Origin of the sequence: Nonomuraea sp. NPDC049758 (assembly GCF_040674635.1) — a bacterium.
In the GTDB taxonomy this organism is placed as follows: Bacteria; Actinomycetota; Actinomycetes; order Streptosporangiales; family Streptosporangiaceae; genus Nonomuraea.
Map to the genome: position 1 here is coordinate 205,788 of NZ_JBFAMZ010000007.1, position 17,008 is coordinate 222,795.

Annotated in this window: 16 protein-coding genes; 10 read left to right on the forward strand and 6 right to left on the reverse strand. The window is 71.8% G+C overall.

Annotation, left to right across the window (positions count from 1 at the left end; all coding sequences use genetic code 11):
* Positions 1-9 precede the first annotated feature (9 nt).
* From AB0J46_RS20485 to AB0J46_RS20505, 5 genes are all read right to left on the reverse strand, one after another.
* Positions 10-543 carry an NAD(P)H-dependent oxidoreductase gene (locus AB0J46_RS20485; RefSeq protein ID WP_352327446.1) on the reverse strand — a complete coding sequence of 178 codons (534 nt, stop codon included), beginning with the start codon at positions 541-543 and terminating at the stop codon, positions 10-12.
* Positions 544-639: 96 nt separating this feature from the next.
* Positions 640-2,607, reverse strand: coding sequence for an AarF/UbiB family protein (locus tag AB0J46_RS20490; RefSeq protein WP_364333919.1), 1,968 nt, complete (start codon positions 2,605-2,607; stop codon positions 640-642).
* A gap of 53 nt (positions 2,608-2,660) precedes the next feature.
* A complete protein-coding gene (locus AB0J46_RS20495; RefSeq protein WP_364333922.1) occupies positions 2,661-3,584 on the reverse strand; it encodes an acyl-ACP desaturase in 924 nt (307 codons plus the stop codon).
* 85 nt (positions 3,585-3,669) lie between these two features.
* The gene (locus AB0J46_RS20500) at positions 3,670-3,852 is read right to left on the reverse strand and encodes a hypothetical protein (RefSeq protein WP_364333925.1); all 183 of its coding nucleotides are present in this window, start codon (positions 3,850-3,852) and stop codon (positions 3,670-3,672) included.
* Positions 3,853-4,015: 163 nt separating this feature from the next.
* Positions 4,016-4,756, reverse strand: coding sequence for an HAD-IIA family hydrolase (locus AB0J46_RS20505; RefSeq protein ID WP_364334674.1), 741 nt, complete (start codon positions 4,754-4,756; stop codon positions 4,016-4,018).
* Between the two features lie 100 nt (positions 4,757-4,856).
* On the opposite strand from AB0J46_RS20505, the gene AB0J46_RS20510 reads away from it, so the two are divergent.
* From AB0J46_RS20510 to AB0J46_RS20545, 8 genes are all read left to right on the forward strand, one after another.
* Positions 4,857-6,050, forward strand: a complete 1,194-nt coding sequence (locus tag AB0J46_RS20510) for a M20 family metallopeptidase (protein ID WP_364333928.1) — start codon at positions 4,857-4,859, stop codon at positions 6,048-6,050.
* On the forward strand, positions 6,050-7,015 hold the full coding sequence (locus tag AB0J46_RS20515; protein WP_364333931.1) for a zinc-dependent alcohol dehydrogenase family protein: 966 nt from the start codon (positions 6,050-6,052) through the stop codon (positions 7,013-7,015). The genes AB0J46_RS20510 and AB0J46_RS20515 overlap by 1 nt, the downstream gene beginning before the upstream one ends.
* Positions 7,016-7,185: 170 nt before the next feature.
* The gene (locus tag AB0J46_RS20520; protein ID WP_364333934.1) at positions 7,186-9,018 is read left to right on the forward strand and encodes an ABC transporter substrate-binding protein; all 1,833 of its coding nucleotides are present in this window, start codon (positions 7,186-7,188) and stop codon (positions 9,016-9,018) included.
* A gap of 3 nt (positions 9,019-9,021) precedes the next feature.
* Positions 9,022-10,029 carry an ABC transporter permease gene (locus tag AB0J46_RS20525; protein WP_364333937.1) on the forward strand — a complete coding sequence of 336 codons (1,008 nt, stop codon included), beginning with the start codon at positions 9,022-9,024 and terminating at the stop codon, positions 10,027-10,029.
* The gene (locus AB0J46_RS20530; protein WP_364333940.1) at positions 10,026-10,931 is read left to right on the forward strand and encodes an ABC transporter permease; all 906 of its coding nucleotides are present in this window, start codon (positions 10,026-10,028) and stop codon (positions 10,929-10,931) included. The genes AB0J46_RS20525 and AB0J46_RS20530 overlap by 4 nt, the downstream gene beginning before the upstream one ends.
* 3 nt (positions 10,932-10,934) lie before the next feature.
* On the forward strand, positions 10,935-11,921 hold the full coding sequence (locus AB0J46_RS20535; RefSeq protein ID WP_364333943.1) for an ABC transporter ATP-binding protein: 987 nt from the start codon (positions 10,935-10,937) through the stop codon (positions 11,919-11,921).
* Positions 11,918-12,928 carry an ABC transporter ATP-binding protein gene (locus tag AB0J46_RS20540; RefSeq protein WP_352354161.1) on the forward strand — a complete coding sequence of 337 codons (1,011 nt, stop codon included), beginning with the start codon at positions 11,918-11,920 and terminating at the stop codon, positions 12,926-12,928. Before AB0J46_RS20535 ends, AB0J46_RS20540 begins: the two co-directional genes overlap by 4 nt.
* Complete coding sequence (locus tag AB0J46_RS20545; protein ID WP_364333946.1) at positions 12,928-13,782, forward strand: GNAT family N-acetyltransferase; 855 nt, start codon at positions 12,928-12,930, stop codon at positions 13,780-13,782. The genes AB0J46_RS20540 and AB0J46_RS20545 overlap by 1 nt, the downstream gene beginning before the upstream one ends.
* Before the next feature lie 2 nt (positions 13,783-13,784).
* Here AB0J46_RS20545 and AB0J46_RS20550 read toward each other — a convergent pair whose 3' ends face one another.
* A complete protein-coding gene (locus AB0J46_RS20550; protein WP_364333949.1) occupies positions 13,785-14,897 on the reverse strand; it encodes a DUF1343 domain-containing protein in 1,113 nt (370 codons plus the stop codon).
* A 57-nt stretch (positions 14,898-14,954) separates the two neighbouring features.
* Here AB0J46_RS20550 and murQ point away from each other — a divergent pair, with 57 nt between their 5' ends.
* Positions 14,955-15,854 carry an N-acetylmuramic acid 6-phosphate etherase gene (gene murQ, locus AB0J46_RS20555; RefSeq protein ID WP_364333952.1) on the forward strand — a complete coding sequence of 300 codons (900 nt, stop codon included), beginning with the start codon at positions 14,955-14,957 and terminating at the stop codon, positions 15,852-15,854.
* Positions 15,855-15,909: 55 nt separating this feature from the next.
* Complete coding sequence (locus tag AB0J46_RS20560; protein WP_364333955.1) at positions 15,910-17,004, forward strand: serine hydrolase domain-containing protein; 1,095 nt, start codon at positions 15,910-15,912, stop codon at positions 17,002-17,004.
* Positions 17,005-17,008 lie beyond the last annotated feature (4 nt).

Consider the following 17,008-nt stretch of genomic DNA (forward strand, 5'->3'; position numbering starts at 1 on the left):
CGCACAGGATCAGAGCGAGAACGCCGGCTCCCTGACCCCCGCCGGGCAGAGCTGCCCGATCACCGCGCGCACCTGGCCGCGCAGCACGGGGTCGGTGAGGTGGCCGTCGTCGTCGAAGTGCGGGCAGGCCGGCGAGATGACCAGCTCGGCGCCCATCACGACCGCGTCCGCGCCCTGGAGCTGCTTGTAGAGCTCCGCCTGCGCCCACATCGCGCCGCACGCCCGTGCGCTGGCGCTCATCACCGCCACGTGCTTGCCGGACAGCACGTCACCGGCCGAGAGCCACTCCAGCGTGTACGTCAGCTCCGGCGGCAGCAGGCTGTGCTCGGGAGCCGTCAGCAGCACCGCGTCCGCCCCGGCTACCAGCCCGAGCAGCTCCCGGGCCGCCACCGGCACCTTGCCCGGCTGGTACGGCGGGACGTCGCCCATCCCCGTCCAGATCTCGAACCGTACGCCTTCCGGCAGTTCGCCGCCCGCTGCGTCCAGCAATCTGTTGATGAAAGACCCCGCGTGGAGACTGGCGGCGATCCCGATGATTTTCACCTACTGCTCCCCAGGCGTTCCGGTGTCACCTGGAAACTTCCCGATGCCTCGGATGTCCAAGACCAGCCCGAGGTCAAAAGCAGCTCAGTCTTCACCTCAGCGCCGGTGACGCTCCTGGTCAGGCGGGCGTCGGAAGATCAGCGCGAGCACCCGCAGCACCATGATCGAGGCGATCACCAGCAGGTTGTAGCCGAGGAGCTGGTACAGGCTCGTGGTGCCGACCACGACGGGGCCGCCCTCGATGCCGAGCAGCAGCACCGCCATGAGCCCGGCCGTGGCGCCGAGCACGGCGAGCAGCACCTGGTGGACCAGCCCGGTGACGTAGCGGCGGTCGCGGTCGTCGGCCAGCAGCCGGACGTTCAGGCTGAACCTGCCGTGCTCGGCGGCGCTGGCGATGCGCTCGACCCGCCGCGGCAGGCGGCGCAGCATCGGCAGCAGCGCGGCCAGCTCCTGGCCCACGGCCTCCTTGACGGACTCCGGCCCGGCCCGCTCGGCCAGGTAACGCCCGGCGAACGCGCGGGCCTCGCCGATCAGGTTGAAGCCGGGCGACAGGCGCACGAGCGTGCCCTCCAGCGTGGCCAGGGCCCGGAAGACGGCGGCCACCTCGGGCGGGATGGACAGCCCGTACTCCGAGACGATCTTGAACAGGTCGGTGAACATCTGCACGCTGTCCATGCCGGGCCCGAGGTGCCTGGCCATGAACTGGCCGAGCGCCCGCTCCAGCGCCGCCTCGTCGATCTCCTCCGGCCGCGGGACGACCTCCAGCAGCGCGTCGGTGACGCCGAGCGGGTCCTGCCGGTTCATCGCGAGCAGGAAACGCTGCAGGGCCGAGCGGACGGAGCCGTCCAGGCGGCCGACCGAGCCGAAGTCGAGCAGGCCGAGCGTGCCGTCGTCGAGCAGCATGAGGTTGCCCGGGTGGGGGTCGGCGTGGAAGACGCCCTCGACGAGGATCTGCCTGAGCAGGCAGTCGAGCAGGTCGCGGGCCAGCGCGGGCCCCTGGCCGGGGGCGGCCGCGGTGACCGGCCCGCCCGACAGGCGCCGCATGACCAGCACCTGCTCGGTGCAGAGGGCGGGGAACGGCTCGGGGTAGGTGACGCCGCCGCTGCCGGAGGCGGCCACGGCGGCCATGTTGGCGGCCTCGACGCGGAAGTCCAGCTCCTCGCGGATGGCGACGGCGAACCCCTCGGCCAGGTCGCGCAGCCCCAGCGAACGCCCCCACCGGGTTCTGGACTCCAGCGTGGCGGCCAGCCGGCGGACGATGTCGAGGTCCTGGGCCACCACGCCCTCGATGCCCGGCCTGCGCACCTTGACCACGACGTCCTCGCCGGTGTGCAGGCGGGCGGTGTGGGCCTGGCCGATGGAGGCGGCGGCCAGCGGCGTCCGGTCGAAGGCGGCGAACACCTCCTCGACCGGCCCGCCCAGCTCGGCGGCGAGCACCGGCTCGATGCGCTCCCACGGCGCGGGGGCGACGTGGTCCTGCAGACGGCCCAGCTCGTCGATGAACTCGGCCGGCAGCAGGTCGCGCCGGGTGGACAGCACCTGGCCGAGCTTGACGAAGGTGACGCCGCCGTCGTCGAGCGCCTGGCGCAGCGACCTGGCCAGGCGCACCTTGCCCGACCTGTCCTCCAGGCTCTCGCCACGGCCCCGCAGGTAGGGGCCGAGGCCGTGCCGGAAGGCGATCCTGGTGATCTGCGAGTAGCGCCGGGCCCGGCGGATCCGGCCGCGCAGCGAGCGCAGCACCTCCAGCGGCCCCGGCACCGAGCCCGGCGGGACCAGCGCCTCGGCGAGCACCAGGATCACCATGGGGATGAGCACCATGCACATGGCGATCAGGAGCAGCAGCCCGAGCGCGCCCGCGTCGGGCGTGGTCTCCGGGTTGACCGGCCCGAAGGAGGCGATCACCGGCGTCAGCATCGGCTGGGCCAGGCCCCAGGCCACCATCGCGGCCAGGAAGGTGCGTAACGCGCCGAACCTGACCCCGAGCAGGCGTTGGGCCGCCGTCGCCAGCAGCAGGATCATCACCAGGATGGCGAGCGAGACGAACAGCGTGCCCAGGAACTCCATGAGGAGGGATCATGCCACGGCCGCGCGGGCGGCGGCCCGGCGGCGGCCCGGCGTCAGCCCTTGGCGGCGGCGCGGGCGCGGCGCTCGTCGCGGCGCTCGACGAACCTGGCGGCCGTGACCTCGGTCCTGGCCAGGAACGCCGACAGCTCCTCGCGGGCCCGCTCGCCCTCGGCGTCGAGCCCGGTCTTGTCGAAGACCGCCCACTGGCGCAGCACCGGCATGAGCACGTCGTCAAGGTGCAGGCGCAGGTCGTAGATGCCCTCGTGGGCGATGATCATGGCCTTGCGGGCGAAGCCCTCCATGCCCGTGCCGGGCATCTGGAAGGTGGTGACGACGTCGGTCACCGCGCGCATGGTCTGGTTGGGGTCGAGCTCGAAGGCCGCCTTGAGCAGGTTGCGGTAGAAGAGCATGTGCAGGTTCTCGTCGGCGGCGATGCGGGCGAGCAGGCGCTCGCAGCCCTCGTCGCCGGAGGCCCTGCCGGTGTTGCGGTGGGAGATGCGGGTGGCCAGCTCCTGGAAGGAGACGTAGGCGAGCTGCTGGAGCATGGTGTTGTACTCGGTGACGAAGCCCTGCTCCATGTGGTGCATGCGGGCCCGCTCCAGCGCGACCGGGTCGACCGCGCGGGTGACGGTGAGGTAGTCGCGCAGGGCCGTGCCGTGGCGGTCCTCCTCGGCGGTCCAGCGGTGGACCCACGTGCCCCACGCGCCGTCACGGCCGAACGTGGTGGCGATCTCGTGGTGGTAGCTGGGCAGGTTGTCCTCGGTGAGCAGGTTGACGATCAGCGAGATGCGGGCGGCCTCGGGGATCTTCGAGTCGCCCTCCTGCCACGCCTGGCCGCCGTAGATGCCGTCGAAGTCACGCCCTTCGCTCCACGGGATGTACTCGTGCGGGAACCACTCCTTGGCCGTCGCGTTGTGGCGATCGAGCTCCACGCCCACGACGGGTTCGAGCTCGTGCAGCAGTTCCGTCTGAGACATCGCCATAAAGATCTTCTCCTTCAGGTTACGGGACCGTAGGTTAGGCTACCCGAAGGCCATGTGATGCGGTGTCGACCTCGTTGTCCTAAATGCCGACGTGTTGCAGCAGCCGGTCCAGTTTGATGTTGAGGTCGAGGATCTCCGAGCGCAGGGAGTTGAACTCCTCGGCCATCGCCGTCCTGACGAACCGCAGCTCCTCGGTCACCTCGACGCGCAGCGTCGCCAGCTCCGCCTCCGCGCCCTGCTCCCCCGGCTCCTCAGGCCACACGGCCGCCTCCTCGCATTCGGTAAGTCACCTTCCGCCACCAAGGATCGCAGCCGGACGCGCGCCGCGCCGCCGGACGACGGCCGCCGGGAGTGGTTTTCTTCTTCCGGGCCACGATCCTTCGCGCCCCGGAAGAAGACTTGTCATCCCGGGCGAGCCGCCGCGCTCAGATCAGGTCGACGAGGTCGGCGACCGACTCGACGACCAGCGAGGGACGGTAGGGGAAGCGGTCGATCTGGTCGCGCTGGGTGACGCCGGTCAGCACCAGGATCGTGAACAGCCCCGCCTCCATGCCGGAGACGATGTCGGTGTCCATGCGGTCGCCGATCATGGCGGTGGTCTCGCTGTGGCCCTCGATGGCGTTGAGCGCGCTGCGCATCATGCGGGGGTTGGGCTTGCCCACGAAGTACGGCTCGACGCCGGTGGCCTTGGTGATCATCGCGGCCACCGCGCCGCAGGCCGGCAGCGAGCCCTCGGTGGAGGGGCCGATCGGGTCGGGGTTGGTGGCGATGAAGCGGGCGCCGGCCTCGATGAGCCGGATCGCCCGGGTGATCTGGGTGAAGCTGTAGGTGCGGGTCTCGCCGAGCACGACGTAGTCGGGGTCGAGGTCGGTCAGGATGTAGCCGACCTCGTGCAGGGCCGTGGTCAGGCCGGCCTCGCCGATCACGTACGCCGACCCGCCGGGGCGCTGGTCGTCGAGGAACTGGGCGGTGGCCAGTGCGGAGGTCCAGATGGACTCGGCGGGCACGTCGAGGCCGGCGCCGGCCAGGCGCACCGACAGGTCGCGCTGGGTGTAGATGGAGTTGTTGGTCAGGACCCGGAACTTCTTGTCGGACTCCTTGAGCCGTTTGATGAATTCGTCCGCACCGGGGATCGGCCGCCCCTCGTGGACGAGGACGCCGTCCATGTCGGACAACCAGGAGTCGATCCGCTTACGCTGAGTCACCCGTTCATGGTATCGAGCGTGCCTTGTCGACTTCTCGCCGCACACGTGAACAATGTTCATCATGTCGTTCACTGAATCCGCCCTGGACATGCGGGACGAACTCATCCAGCTCCGCCGCTCCCTGCACACCACCCCCGAGCTCGGCCTGCAACTGCCGAGGACGCAGGAGAAGGTGCTGGCCGCGCTCGACGGGCTCCCCCTGGAGATCACCACCGGCAAGACGCTCAGCTCGGTCACCGCGGTGCTGCGCGGCGGCCGGCCGGGCCCCGCGGTACTGCTGCGCGGCGACATGGACGCCCTGCCGGTGAACGAGCGCAACGACCTGCCCTACATCTCCCAGAACGCCGGCCAGATGCACGCCTGCGGCCACGACCTGCACACCGCCATGCTGGTCGGCGCGGCCCGGTTGCTCAGCGCGCGGCGCGCGGACGTCGCCGGTGACGTGATCTTCATGTTCCAGCCGGGCGAGGAGGGGCACGACGGCGCCAAGCACATGATCGGCGAGGGCGTGCTCGACGCGGCCGGCGCCCGGCCGGTGGCGGCGTACGGGATGCACGTGGTGTCGGCCATGCTGCCGCCGGGGCTGTTCGCCTCGCGGGGCGGCCCGATGATGGCCGCGGCCGACGTGTTCTGCGTGACGGTGAAGGGCACCGGCGGGCACGGGTCGAGCCCCCACCGCGCCAAGGATCCGATCGCGGCCGGCTGCGAGATGGTGACGGCGTTGCAGACGATGGTGACCCGCACGTTCGACGTGTTCGACCCCGTGGTGATCACCGTGGGCACCTTCCACGGCGGCTCGGCCGACAACGTGATCCCCGACGAGGCGCGCTTCGAGGCGACCGTGCGCACGTTCAGCAAGGAGCACCGGAGGCTGGTCAAGCGGCGCCTGGTGGAGGTGGTCGAGGGCATCGCGGCCGCGCACGGGCTCACGGTCGAGGCGTCGTTCGGCATGGGGTACCCGGTGACGGTCAACAACCAGGGCGAGGCCGGGTTCGTCTCGGCGACCGCCGACGAGCTGTTCGGGCCTGGCCGCTACTTCGTGGCGCCGCAGCCGGTCATGGGGTCGGAGGACTTCTCGTACGTGCTGGAGGAGGTACCGGGCGCGTTCGTCTTCCTGGGGGCCTGCCCGCCCGACCGCGACCCGGCCACGGCGCCCTACAACCACTCGCCGGACGCCGTCTTCGACGACTCCGTGCTGCCCGACGGCGCCGCGCTGTACGCCTCGCTGGCCTACGAGCGCCTGTCGAGGCCGTGATGCGCGCCTGGGTGGTGGACCGGCCGGGGCCGATGGCGACCGGCCCGCTCGTGCGGGTCGAGCGGGACGTCCCCGAGCCCGGCCCCGGCGAGGTGCTGGTCCGGGTCGAGGCGTGCGGCGTGTGCCGGACCGACCTGCACCTGGCCGAGGGCGACCTCGCGCCGCGGCGGCCGCGGACCACCCCCGGGCACCAGGTGGTGGGCCGGGTCGAGGGCTCCGGCGAGCGGGTGGGGGTGGCCTGGCTGCGCTCGACGTGCGGCCGGTGCCGCTACTGCCTGCGCGGCGCGGAGAACCTCTGCCCGGACTCGACCTACACCGGCTGGGACGCCGACGGCGGCTACGCCGAGTACGTCGTGGCCCCCGCGGGCTACGTCTACCCCCTGCCGGACGACGTGCCGGCCGAGCGGCTGGCGCCGCTGCTGTGCGCGGGCATCATCGGCTACCGGGCGCTGGCCCGCTGCGACCTGCCGCCGGGCGGCCGGCTCGGCATCTACGGCTTCGGCTCCTCGGCCCATCTCACCGCGCAGGCGGCCATCGCGCAGGGCGCCACGGTGCACGCCGTGACCAGGTCGGACGCCTCCAGGGAGCTGGCGCTGGAGCTGGGCGCGGCCTCGGCGGGCGACCGGCCGCCCGAGCCGCTGGACGCGGCGATCCTGTTCGCGCCGGTCGGCGACCTGGTGCCGCCCGCGCTGGAGGCGCTCGACCGCGGCGGGACGCTGGCGATCGCCGGCATCCACCTGACCGACGTGCCCACGCTGAACTACGAGCGGCACCTGTTCCAGGAGCGCACGCTGCGCAGCGTGACCGCCAACACCAGGGCCGACGGCCGGGCCTATCTGGAGCTGGCGCTGGCACATCCGCCGCGCGTGGCGACCACGCTCTACCCGCTGGAGGAGGCCGGCCGGGCGCTGGCGGATCTGGCCGCCGACCGCGTCAGCGGCGCCGCCGTGCTGGTCGTGGACTGAAGCCCCACTCCGTCGCACGATGGAGATTGGCGCCACGGCGGACCTCTATGAAGGAAAGTTACATTACACTCACAACATCTGGAGATTATTGACGCTGCCTGCTGGCGACCGTAGGGTCCGGTCAATTCCCTACAGATCCTCAACAGGTCCGACATCCCCCGGAGCGGCAGATGAAGCGACTGGCAGCGGTAGTGGCGTTGCTGGGCCTCGCCACCGCCACAGCGGCGTGCAGCGGTGGTACTAACAACAAGTCCGGCGGCTCGAGCGGTGGTGGTGGCGGGCTCTTCACCACGATCGACGTCAACAGGCCGGGCCTGGAGGCCACGGCCCCGGCCAACCCGTACAACCCGAAGGGCAACTCCTTCCCCGGCTACACGGCGATGAAGCTGGGCTGGGTCAAGAACCACCTGACCGACCCCAACCAGGCCCTCCCCGGCATCGCGGAGAGCTGGGAGATCGCGCCGGACAACTCGGCGATCACCCTCAAGCTCCAGCCGAACGCCAAGTGGTCCGACGGCAAGCCGGTCACCGCCGAGGACGTCAAGATGTCCATCGGCATCGCCTACACCCAGGGCAGCACGGCGTTCTCCATCACGCCGGGCGCCGCGGGCGCGGCGGCGGACGTGACCGTGGTCGACGACCACACCCTCAAGATCACCCAGGACATGGCGAACCCGAGCCCCAAGTTCGCCCGCGGCGTGCTCGACACGTTCGTCCTGCCCTCCCACGTGTGGAGCAGCGTGCTCCCCGCGGACTTCTGGGACCAGCTCAAGGCCTCCAGGGGCGAGGGCGCCGAGGCCGACAAGGCCCGCGAGACCATCACCGGCCTGGGCGAGAAGGTGCTCACCTTCGCCCCGCCGAAGGACACCTCGGCCGGCCCGTTCGTGCTGGAGCGGGTGAACCCGTCCGAGGCGCTGCTGGTCAAGAACAAGTACTTCTACAACGCCGCGAACGTGGCGCCTGCGCAGGTGAAGTTCCTCAACTACACCGGCAACGAGCAGATCTGGAACTACCTCACCGCGGGCAAGCTCGACCACGCCGGCTTCACCGCCGCCCCGTCCGACGTGATGAACCGGATCAAGGCGGCCGCCGGCAACGAGGTCATCAAGGGCTACTCGCCGGTCGCGGTGAGCATGGCCTTCAACCAGTCCAAGAAGCCGTACGACAACGTGCACGTGCGGCGCGGCCTGGCCTACCTGATCAACCGCGAGGAGGTCACCAAGGTGGCCTCGCCCGAGGGCGGCACGGCGGCGGTCACCACCAGCGGCATCCACCAGAAGGCCGCGCAGGCGTGGATCCCCGACGAGCTGCCCAAGCTGGAGCCGTACGCGCCCGACGTGGCCAAGGCCGAGGCCGAGTTCAAGGAGGCCGGCCTCACCAAGAAGGACGGCAAGTGGACGCTGGCCGACGGCTCGGCGTGGAAGGTCTCCATGCACGCGCCCGCCGGCTTCTCCGACTGGCTGTCGGCCCAGGAGAACATCAAGAGCCAGCTCGTCAAGGCCGGCGTCGACGCCGAGGTCGTCACGGCCAACGACTACCCCCTCTACCTGGAGGAGCTGGCGGCCGGCAAGTACGACGTGGGCTTCTGGCTGATGGCGCTCGGCCCCGCGCCGTACGACATCTACCAGCGCCTGTACGGCGCCTCCAACGGCTGGACGAACGTCGCGGGCAAGGTCAAGCACTCCGAGCCCGGCAAGGCCGGCAACTGGATGGGCGGCCCCGAGGAGATCGAGGTCGACGGCGCCAAGATCAACCCCGGTGAGCTGACCGGCAAGCTGAACTCGGCCACCGAGGAGCAGGCCAAGCCGATCATGGCCCAGCTCGCCAAGGCCGCCAACCAGGACCTCCCGGTCATCCAGCTCTGGGACTACGTCAACACCCAGTTCGTCAACAACAGCCGCTTCACCGGCTGGCCGCACGACGACGAGATCCTGCGCATGGGCGCCGGCGTCCTGCCCTCGGGCGTCTGGATCCAGCTCGGCATGATCAAGGCGAAGTCGTAGTTCATGGCGCTCATCGCACGACGACTCGCGGGCCACCTGGCCCGCGGGTTCGTCATGATCCTCGTAGTCGCGACGATCAGCTTCTTCATCATCAACAACATCCCCGGCGACCCGATGGCCGCCCGCTACGAGAAGCTGGTCGAGCAGGGCATGTCGCCCGAGGCCGCCGCGCAGGCCGTCAAGGTCCTGTACGGCTTCCTGCCCGACGGCACGCTGTGGCAGCAGTACACCGACTACATGACCGGCCTGCTCCACCTCGACCTCGGCATGTCGGTCAGCCGGCCCGGCACCTCCGTGGTCGACGTGCTCACCGACGCCGCCAAGTGGACCGTTCTACCGGTGCTGGCCGGCACGCTGCTGAGCTTCCTCGTCGGGATCCTGCTCGGCGTGTACGCCGCCATCAAGCGCACCGGCAAGCTGGGCGACGCCCTGGCCATCTCCGGCTCGCTGCTGCACGGCATCCCGCAGTACGTGCTGGCGATGCTGCTCGTGGTGATCTTCGCGACGCTGCTCCCGATCCTGCCGGCCGACGGCTCGGTGGACATCCTGTTCGAGCCCGGCTTCAACGCCGGCTACATCGGCTCGCTGGTCGAGCACGCGGTGCTGCCGGTGGCCACGTACGCGCTGTCGGCCTACGGCGGCTGGATCCTGGCGATGAAGTCGAGCGTGGTCACCGTGCTGGGCGACGACTTCATCCTGGCCGCCGAACTGCGCGGCATGAAGCGCTCGATCGTGTTCCGCTACATCGCGCGCAACGCGATCCTGCCGCTGTTCACCATGCTCGCCCTGTCGCTGGGCCTGCTGCTGGGCGGCGCGGTCTTCATCGAGAAGATCTTCAACTACCCGGGTCTCGGCTGGCTGCTGATCAGCGGCGTCCAGGACCGCGACTACGGCCTGATGGGCGGGGCGTTCCTGCTGATCACGGTCGGCACGATCATCGCCAACATCGTCGCGGACCTGTTCTACACGGTCATCGACCCGCGGGTGCGCAGCGGAGAGGAGGGCTCGTGAGCGCCACGCTCATCCCGGAGGCCGCGCCGGCCGCCTCGGCCATGCGCCGCAACTTCTGGAACGGCGTCTGGCGGGTGATGAAGCGCAAGCCCAGCCGCATGGCCGGGGTCGTCATCATCGCCGGTTTCATCGTCATGGCGGTGATCGGGCCGATGCTGCTGCCCGAGCACCTGCCGACCAACGCGAGCGCGATCACCCAGCCGCCGAGCTGGGACCACTGGTTCGGCACCGACCCGCAGGGCCGGGACGTGATCGCGCTGGTCATCAAGGGCTCGCGTTACGTCCTGCTCACCGCCCTGGTCACCGCGATCATCACGGTCGTCGCCGGCACCGCGATCGGCCTGTTCTCCGGCTTCAAGCGGGGGCGCTGGGACACCGTGCTCATGCGGCTGACCGACATGAAGCTCACCATCCCCGGCCTGCCGCTGCTGCTGGTGCTGGCGACCGTGTGGAAGTTCGGCAACCCCATCCAGATGGGCCTGGTACTGGGCCTGCTCGGCTGGGGCGGCGTGGCGCGGGCGGTGCGCTCGCAGACGCTGTCGCTGCGCGAGCGCGGGTTCATCGAGGCCGCCCGCGGGCTCGGGCTGTCCACCACGCACATCATCGGCAAGGAGCTGCTGCCGAGCATGGCGCCCTACATCGCGATGAACATGCTCATCGCGGTCACCGGCGCGGTCTACTCGCAGGTGGGCCTGTTCTTCCTGGGCGTGCTGCCGTACGAGTCGGACAACTGGGGTGTGATGCTCAACCTCGCCGTGTTCCAGGCGGGCGCGATGATCACGCCGAACGCGCTGGGCTACCTGCTGGCGCCACTGCTGGCGATCCTGCTGCTCACGCTCGGCATCGTGCTCGTGGTGGACGCCATGGACGAGATCTTCAACCCCCGGCTGCGCGAGGAGTAGCAAGTGGCCGAACAAGCGCCGGGAGTGCGCATCGACGGCCTGACGGTCGTCTACAAGACCCCCGCGGGCGAACTGCCCGCCGTCCGGGACGTCACGCTGACGCTGGAGCCCGGCACGATCACCGGCATCGTCGGCGAGTCCGGCTCGGGCAAGTCCACGCTGGCGCTGTCGCTGCTCAATGCGGTGCAGCCGCCGGGCAGGATCGCCGCGGGCAGCGTCGAGATCGACGGTCTCGGCGACGTGACCGGCTTCGCCGGCGAGGAGCTGCGCAAGGCCCGCGGCCGGCACATCGGGTACGTCTTCCAGGCCGCCCAGAACTCGCTCAACCCGCTCAAGACGGTCGGCAAGCAGCTCCTCGACCTGGGCCGCTCGCACGGCGTGGAGGACCTGCGCGGCCTGGTCCGCGAGGCCAAGGAGCTGCTGGGCCGGATGGGCCTGGACGGCGCGCGCGTGCTCGACTCGCACCAGCACGAGCTGTCCGGCGGCATGCGCCAGCGGGTCGGCATCATGCTGGCGCTGGTGCTCAACGCCCACCTGGTGGTGCTCGACGAGCCGACGACCGCCCTGGACATGATCACTCAGGCGAACATCCTGAAGATCGTCCGCGAGGTGCACGCCGAGCGCGGCCTGACCACGCTGGTCATCACGCACGACATCGGCGTCGTGGCCGAGGTCGCCGACCGCCTGGTCGTCATGTACGGCGGCCGCCTGGTCGAGCAGGGCCCCACCCGCGACGTGCTCGGCTCCCCCAGCCACCCCTACACCCGGGGCCTGATCAGCGCCATCCCCCGGCTCGTGGGCGACATCGCCGAGGCCCAGGCGCTGCCCGGCCGGCCGCCGACGCTGGCCACGGTGCCGAAGGAGGGCTGCGTGTTCAGGGAGCGCTGCGCGCTGCGCATGGACGTGTGCGACACCGTCGACCCGCAGGCCGTGGCGCATGGATCGAGGGTCGTGGCCTGCCACGCCGTGACCGTGAAGGAGCACGCGTGATCACCGGGACCGGCATCGTCAAGACGTACAAGCAGCGCGGCAACGTGCTGGCCGGGCGGGAGGTGCGGGCGCTGCGCGGGGTGGACTTCTCCATCCCCAAGGGCGGCGCGGCCTCCTTCATCGGCGAGTCCGGCTGCGGCAAGACCACGCTGGGCCGGATCATCGCCGGGCTGGAGACCTACGACGAGGGCGAGATCGTCATCGGCGACGTGTCCATGTCGGGGCTCAAGCAGAAGAGGCGCCAGCCGTACTTCCGCAAGATCCAGATGATCCACCAGGACCCGTACTCGGCGCTCAACCCGACCCGGACCATCCACCAGACGCTGTACGCGCCGCTCAGCCTGCGGGCCGGGCAGACCGGGCGGTCGAAGGAGTGGATCGAGGAGCGGGCCGCCGAGGTGCTGTCGATGGTGGGCCTCGACCCGGGCTCGGTGCTGGGGCGCTACCCGCACCAGCTCTCGGGCGGCATGCGGCAGCGGGTGGTCATCGCCCGCGCGCTGACCGTCGACCCGGAGATGCTGGTCGCCGACGAGGCCGTCTCGATGATCGACGTCTCGCTCCGGCTGGGCATCCTCGCGCTGCTGAAGGACCTGCGCGAGCGGCTGGGCGTGAGCGTGCTGTTCATCACCCACGACGTGGCCACCGCCCGCTACATCGGCGACGACGGCGAGCTCTACGTCATCTACCGCGGCCAGGTCGTCGAGCGCGGCCCGGTGGACACGGTCATCGCCGACCCGGTGCACCCGTACACGCAGTCGCTGCTGTCGGCCATCCCCGTGCTGCACGGCCTGGAGGAGCCCGGCGCGCAGCCGGTGACGCCGCTGGAGTCGCTGGACGAGAGCAAGGCCGACGAGGGCTGCCTCTTCGCCCGCCGCTGCCCCTTCCAAGGCGAGCGGTGCGCGGGCGAGCGGCCGCTGCTGCAGATCACCGAGGGCGTGCCGCAGCAGCACGCGTGCTTCTACCCCGAGCGGCGCGACGTGATCGCCCGCCCGATGAGCGAGGTGTGATGTCGCCCACCGTCCGCGGCGCGGACCTGGCCGAGGCCGCCCGGGTGGCCGCCGCCGCGCTGACGCTGGACGCGTCCGAGGCCCCCGGCCTGGTCCGGCGCCTGGCCGAGCCGCCCGCCGACCGCCGCTGGACGGCGCTGGCGACCGACGGCGGGGTGGTGATGACGTCGGTCTCGTCGAGGGATCCCGAGGTCGGGCACCTGGACCTGCTGGCCGTGCACCCCTCGGTCCAGGGCCGCGGGCACGGGCGGGCGCTGGTGGGGGCGGCCGAGGAGTGGCTGCGGGGGCACGGCGTGCGGCAGGCGCGCTTCGCCGGGAACCCGCCCTGCTACGCCTGGCCCGGCATCGACGTGCGGTACACCGCCGCCGCCTGCCTGGCCGAGAGCCTGGGCTACGAGCGTTACCACGTCGCCTGGAACATGACCGCCGACCTGCGGGCCGACCTGTCCGTCGAGGACGACCTGGCGCGGCTGGAGCAGGCGGGGGTCACGGTGCGGGCGGCGGGCGCCGACCGCTCGGCCGTGGCCGCGTTCGTCGAGGAGCACTGGAACGAGCGGTGGGCCTGGGAGGCGGCCAACGCGACCGGCCTGCACTACGCCGAGCGCGACGGGCGCGTCCTGGCCTTCGCCGCCTGGGGGGCGCGGCCGGCCTGGTTCGGCCCGATGGGCACCGCTCCGGACGCCCGCGGGCTCGGCCTCGGCGGGGTGCTGCTGCGCCGCTGCCTGGCCGAGCAGCGGGCCGCCGGTCAGGAGAGCGCCGAGATCGGATGGGTGGGGCCGTTGCGGTTCTACTCGCGCGCCGTGGGCGCGCGAGCCGAACGCGTCTTCTGGCTCTACCGGCGCGATCTGGCCTGATGTCAGCTGTAGAGCAGATGTCCTTCGGGACGGCCGGGCGGCGGGCACAGCTCGCGCGGGTCGTCCCCGGCCTCCAGGCAGCGCGTGAGCGTGTCGGAGCCCCAGAGCAGGTCGAGGAACAGCTCCTCGCCCTTCCAGACCAGGTCGTCCGGGTAGAGGACGCGGGCCGTGTGCAGCATCGACAACCCGGTCAGCACCGGCCGGAAGGCCCGCGGGTCGTGCACGTGCAGCTGCACCCCGCGGACGGGCAGGCCCGCGTGCTTGTGGAACGTCGGGGTGAACCAGGTGTCCCTGAACCGCACCCCCGGCAGCTCCAGCCCGTTCAGGGCGGCCGCGTAGCGCTCGTCCGCGTACGGCGCCCCGACCAGCTCGAACGGCCGGGTGGTGCCGCGGCCCTCGGAGAAGTTGGTGCCCTCGAACAGCCCGGTGCCCGGGTAGACCAGCGCGGTGTCGGGGGTCGGCATGTTGACCGAGGGCATCACCCAGGGCAGGCCGGTCTCCGCCCAGCTCATGTCCCGCCGCCAGCCCTCCATCGTGACCACCCGCAGGTCGGCGTCGAAGCCGAACAGCGCCGCCAGCTCCCCCGCGGTCCTGCCGTGGCGCACGGGCAGCGGGAAGCGGCCCACGAAGCTGGCGAACGCCGGGTCCAGCAGAGGGCCCTCCTCGACGGTCCCGCCCAGGGGGTTGGGCCGGTCCAGCACCACGAACCGCAGGCCCAGCCGCGCGGCCGAGGCCAGCAGGTCGTACATGGTCCACACGAAGGTGTAGAAGCGGGCGCCCACGTCGGCGATGTCGAAGACCAGCGTGTCCACGCCGGAGGCGGCGACCACGCGGTCGAGGTCGTCGCCCGACAGCTCGTGGGTGTCGAAGACCGGCAGTCCCGTCGCGGGGTCCACCGCGTCGCGCTCGCTCGATCCCGCCTGGGCCGTGCCGCGCAGGCCGTGCTCGGGGCCGAACAGCGCGGTCAGGGGCAGGCCCGCGGCCAGCAGGGCGTCGGTCGTGGGGGTCAGGTCGGGCAGGACGCCGGTGGGATTGGTGATCAGGCCGAGACGGTCGCCGCCGGCCAGCGCGGGGTCCGCGGCCAGCCGTTCGGCTCCGGTGCGTACGTGTGACATGGATCCATTCTCTGAAAGATATTTACAACTGAGAAGTAAAGGGTGGAAATTAGCGTCATGATTGATCCGCTGCCCGAGCTGTCCACCGAGCAGAGCGATCCCCGCTACAGCCAGATCGACCGGCTGCCGACGGAGCAGATCGCCCGACTGATGAACCAGGCCGACGCCGAGGTGCCCGTGGCCGTGGCCGCGGCCGTCCCGGCGATCTCGGCGGCCATCGACGCGATCGCCGCCCGGATGGCCGAGGGAGGCAGGCTGCTGTACGTCGGCGCCGGCACCTCGGGACGGCTGGCCGTGCTCGACGCCAGCGAGTGCCCTCCGACGTTCGGCACCGACCCCTCGCTGGTGCAGGGCGTCATCGCCGGCGGGCCGGAGGCGCTGACCCGGTCCATCGAGGGCGCGGAGGACGACGCCGAGGCGGGCGCGGCGGCCATGAAGGACCTGGAGGTGGGCGCGCTCGACTCGGTGGTGGGCGTGTCGGCCAGCGGTCGGGCCCCGTTCGTGCTGGGCGCGCTGGCCGAGGCCGCCGGCCGGGGGGCGCTGACCGCGGCGCTGTCGTGCAACACGGGCGCGCCGCTGTCGGCCGCCGCCGAGCACGGGATCGAGGTCGTGGTGGGGCCCGAGGTGGTGGCGGGCTCGACCAGGCTGAAGGCGGGCACGGCGCAGAAGCTCGTGCTCAACATGATCTCGACGATCTCCATGGTCCGGCTGGGCCGGACCTACGGGAACAAGATGATCGAGATGTCGGCCATGAACAGCAAGCTCGCCTCCCGCGCGCTGCGCATGGTGCGCGAGATCACCGGGGCCGACGCCGCCACGGCGGAGGCGGCGCTGGAGGCGGCCGGCGGGCAGGCGAAGACGGCCGTGGTGATGATCCAGCACGGCCTGGACCCCGACGCGGCCCGCGCGCTGCTGGAGTCGCACGGAGAGCGCCTCAGCGACGCGCTCAGCGGCTGACGTACCGGCGGGAGGCGCCGGGGCACCATCGGGGACTGACGAGGGGGGAACGGGGATGTCGGACCGGCTGGAGCGCCTGCTGGCCGCCGCGGTGCCGAAGGTGTGCCCGGCGGCGGTCGCGCTGATCGCCGCGCACGGCACGGTGACCGCCGCCGCGGCGGTGGGCGAGCTGGTCAGATACGCCGACGCCGTGCCGACCACCGGATCGGACGCCGTCCCGGGGGCCCCCGGGACGCTCGCCGCCGATCGGCCCCCCGCGCGCCGGGACTCGGTGTTCGACCTGGCCTCGGTCAGCAAGCTCTGCACCACCGCGGCGGTGCTCTCGCTCACCGAGGAGGGCCTGCTCGACCTGGACGAGCCGGTCCGGTCGTGGCTCCCCGGGGCCGACCCGCGGATCACGCTGCGCCGCCTGCTCACCCACACGGCGGGCCTGACGCCGACCCGCCGGATCGACCTGGAGCTTCCGCAGGCCGGGCCGGACGAGCGCATGGCCGCGATGCTCACCACGCCGGTCACCGGCCCGGTCGGCGGCCCCTACCTCTACAGCGACGTCGGCATGGTGATGGCCGGCCGGATCGCCGAGCTGGCCGCGTCCGCCCCGCTCGACGTCCTGGTCCGCGCCCGGATCACGGACGTGCTCGGCCTCGGCGGCACCGGCTACCGCCCGGTCGGCGGCGGTGGGCCGGCCGAGCGGGTCGCGGCGACCGAGTTCAGGCCCGAACGCCCCGGCCCCGGCTGCGTGCGCGGCGAGGTGCACGACGAGACGGCCCACGCCCTGGGCGGGGTGGCCGGGCACGCGGGCCTGTTCGCTCCGGCGGACGACCTGCTGGCCTTCGGGGAGGCGCTGCGGCTGGGCGGGGGCGCGATGCTGAGCTCGTCGAGCGTGGCGGAGATGACCCGTGACCAGGGGGCGGAGGGGGCCGCGTTCCGGCACGGGCTCGGCGTGCGGATCGGCGACCCCGGCATCGTGGGCCCGCTGAGCGGCGCCTACGGCCACTCCGGGTTCACCGGGACGTCGCTGGTGGTCGATCCGGCGCGCGGGCTGACCGTGGTGCTGCTGACCAACGCCGTGCATCCGGTGCGCGGGCGGCCGGGGATGCGCGAGCTGCGGTGCGCGGTGGCCGCCGAGGCGCTGCGGCACGTAGCGTGAACGC

What these genes read in the sequence shown, in the direction of transcription:
- murQ (WP_364333952.1), top strand. Translation starts at nt 14,955, where the DNA reads ATGATTGATCCGCTGCCCGAGCTGTCCACCGAGCAGAGCGATCCCCGC.
- AB0J46_RS20550 (WP_364333949.1), bottom strand. Translation starts at nt 14,897, where the DNA reads ATGTCACACGTACGCACCGGAGCCGAACGGCTGGCCGCGGACCCCGCG.
- AB0J46_RS20545 (WP_364333946.1), top strand. Translation starts at nt 12,928, where the DNA reads ATGTCGCCCACCGTCCGCGGCGCGGACCTGGCCGAGGCCGCCCGGGTG.
- AB0J46_RS20490 (WP_364333919.1), bottom strand. Translation starts at nt 2,607, where the DNA reads ATGGAGTTCCTGGGCACGCTGTTCGTCTCGCTCGCCATCCTGGTGATG.
- AB0J46_RS20495 (WP_364333922.1), bottom strand. Translation starts at nt 3,584, where the DNA reads ATGTCTCAGACGGAACTGCTGCACGAGCTCGAACCCGTCGTGGGCGTG.
- AB0J46_RS20525 (WP_364333937.1), top strand. Translation starts at nt 9,022, where the DNA reads ATGGCGCTCATCGCACGACGACTCGCGGGCCACCTGGCCCGCGGGTTC.
- AB0J46_RS20510 (WP_364333928.1), top strand. Translation starts at nt 4,857, where the DNA reads ATGTCGTTCACTGAATCCGCCCTGGACATGCGGGACGAACTCATCCAG.
- AB0J46_RS20505 (WP_364334674.1), bottom strand. Translation starts at nt 4,756, where the DNA reads ATGGACGGCGTCCTCGTCCACGAGGGGCGGCCGATCCCCGGTGCGGAC.
- AB0J46_RS20515 (WP_364333931.1), top strand. Translation starts at nt 6,050, where the DNA reads ATGCGCGCCTGGGTGGTGGACCGGCCGGGGCCGATGGCGACCGGCCCG.
- AB0J46_RS20520 (WP_364333934.1), top strand. Translation starts at nt 7,186, where the DNA reads ATGAAGCGACTGGCAGCGGTAGTGGCGTTGCTGGGCCTCGCCACCGCC.
- AB0J46_RS20560 (WP_364333955.1), top strand. Translation starts at nt 15,910, where the DNA reads ATGTCGGACCGGCTGGAGCGCCTGCTGGCCGCCGCGGTGCCGAAGGTG.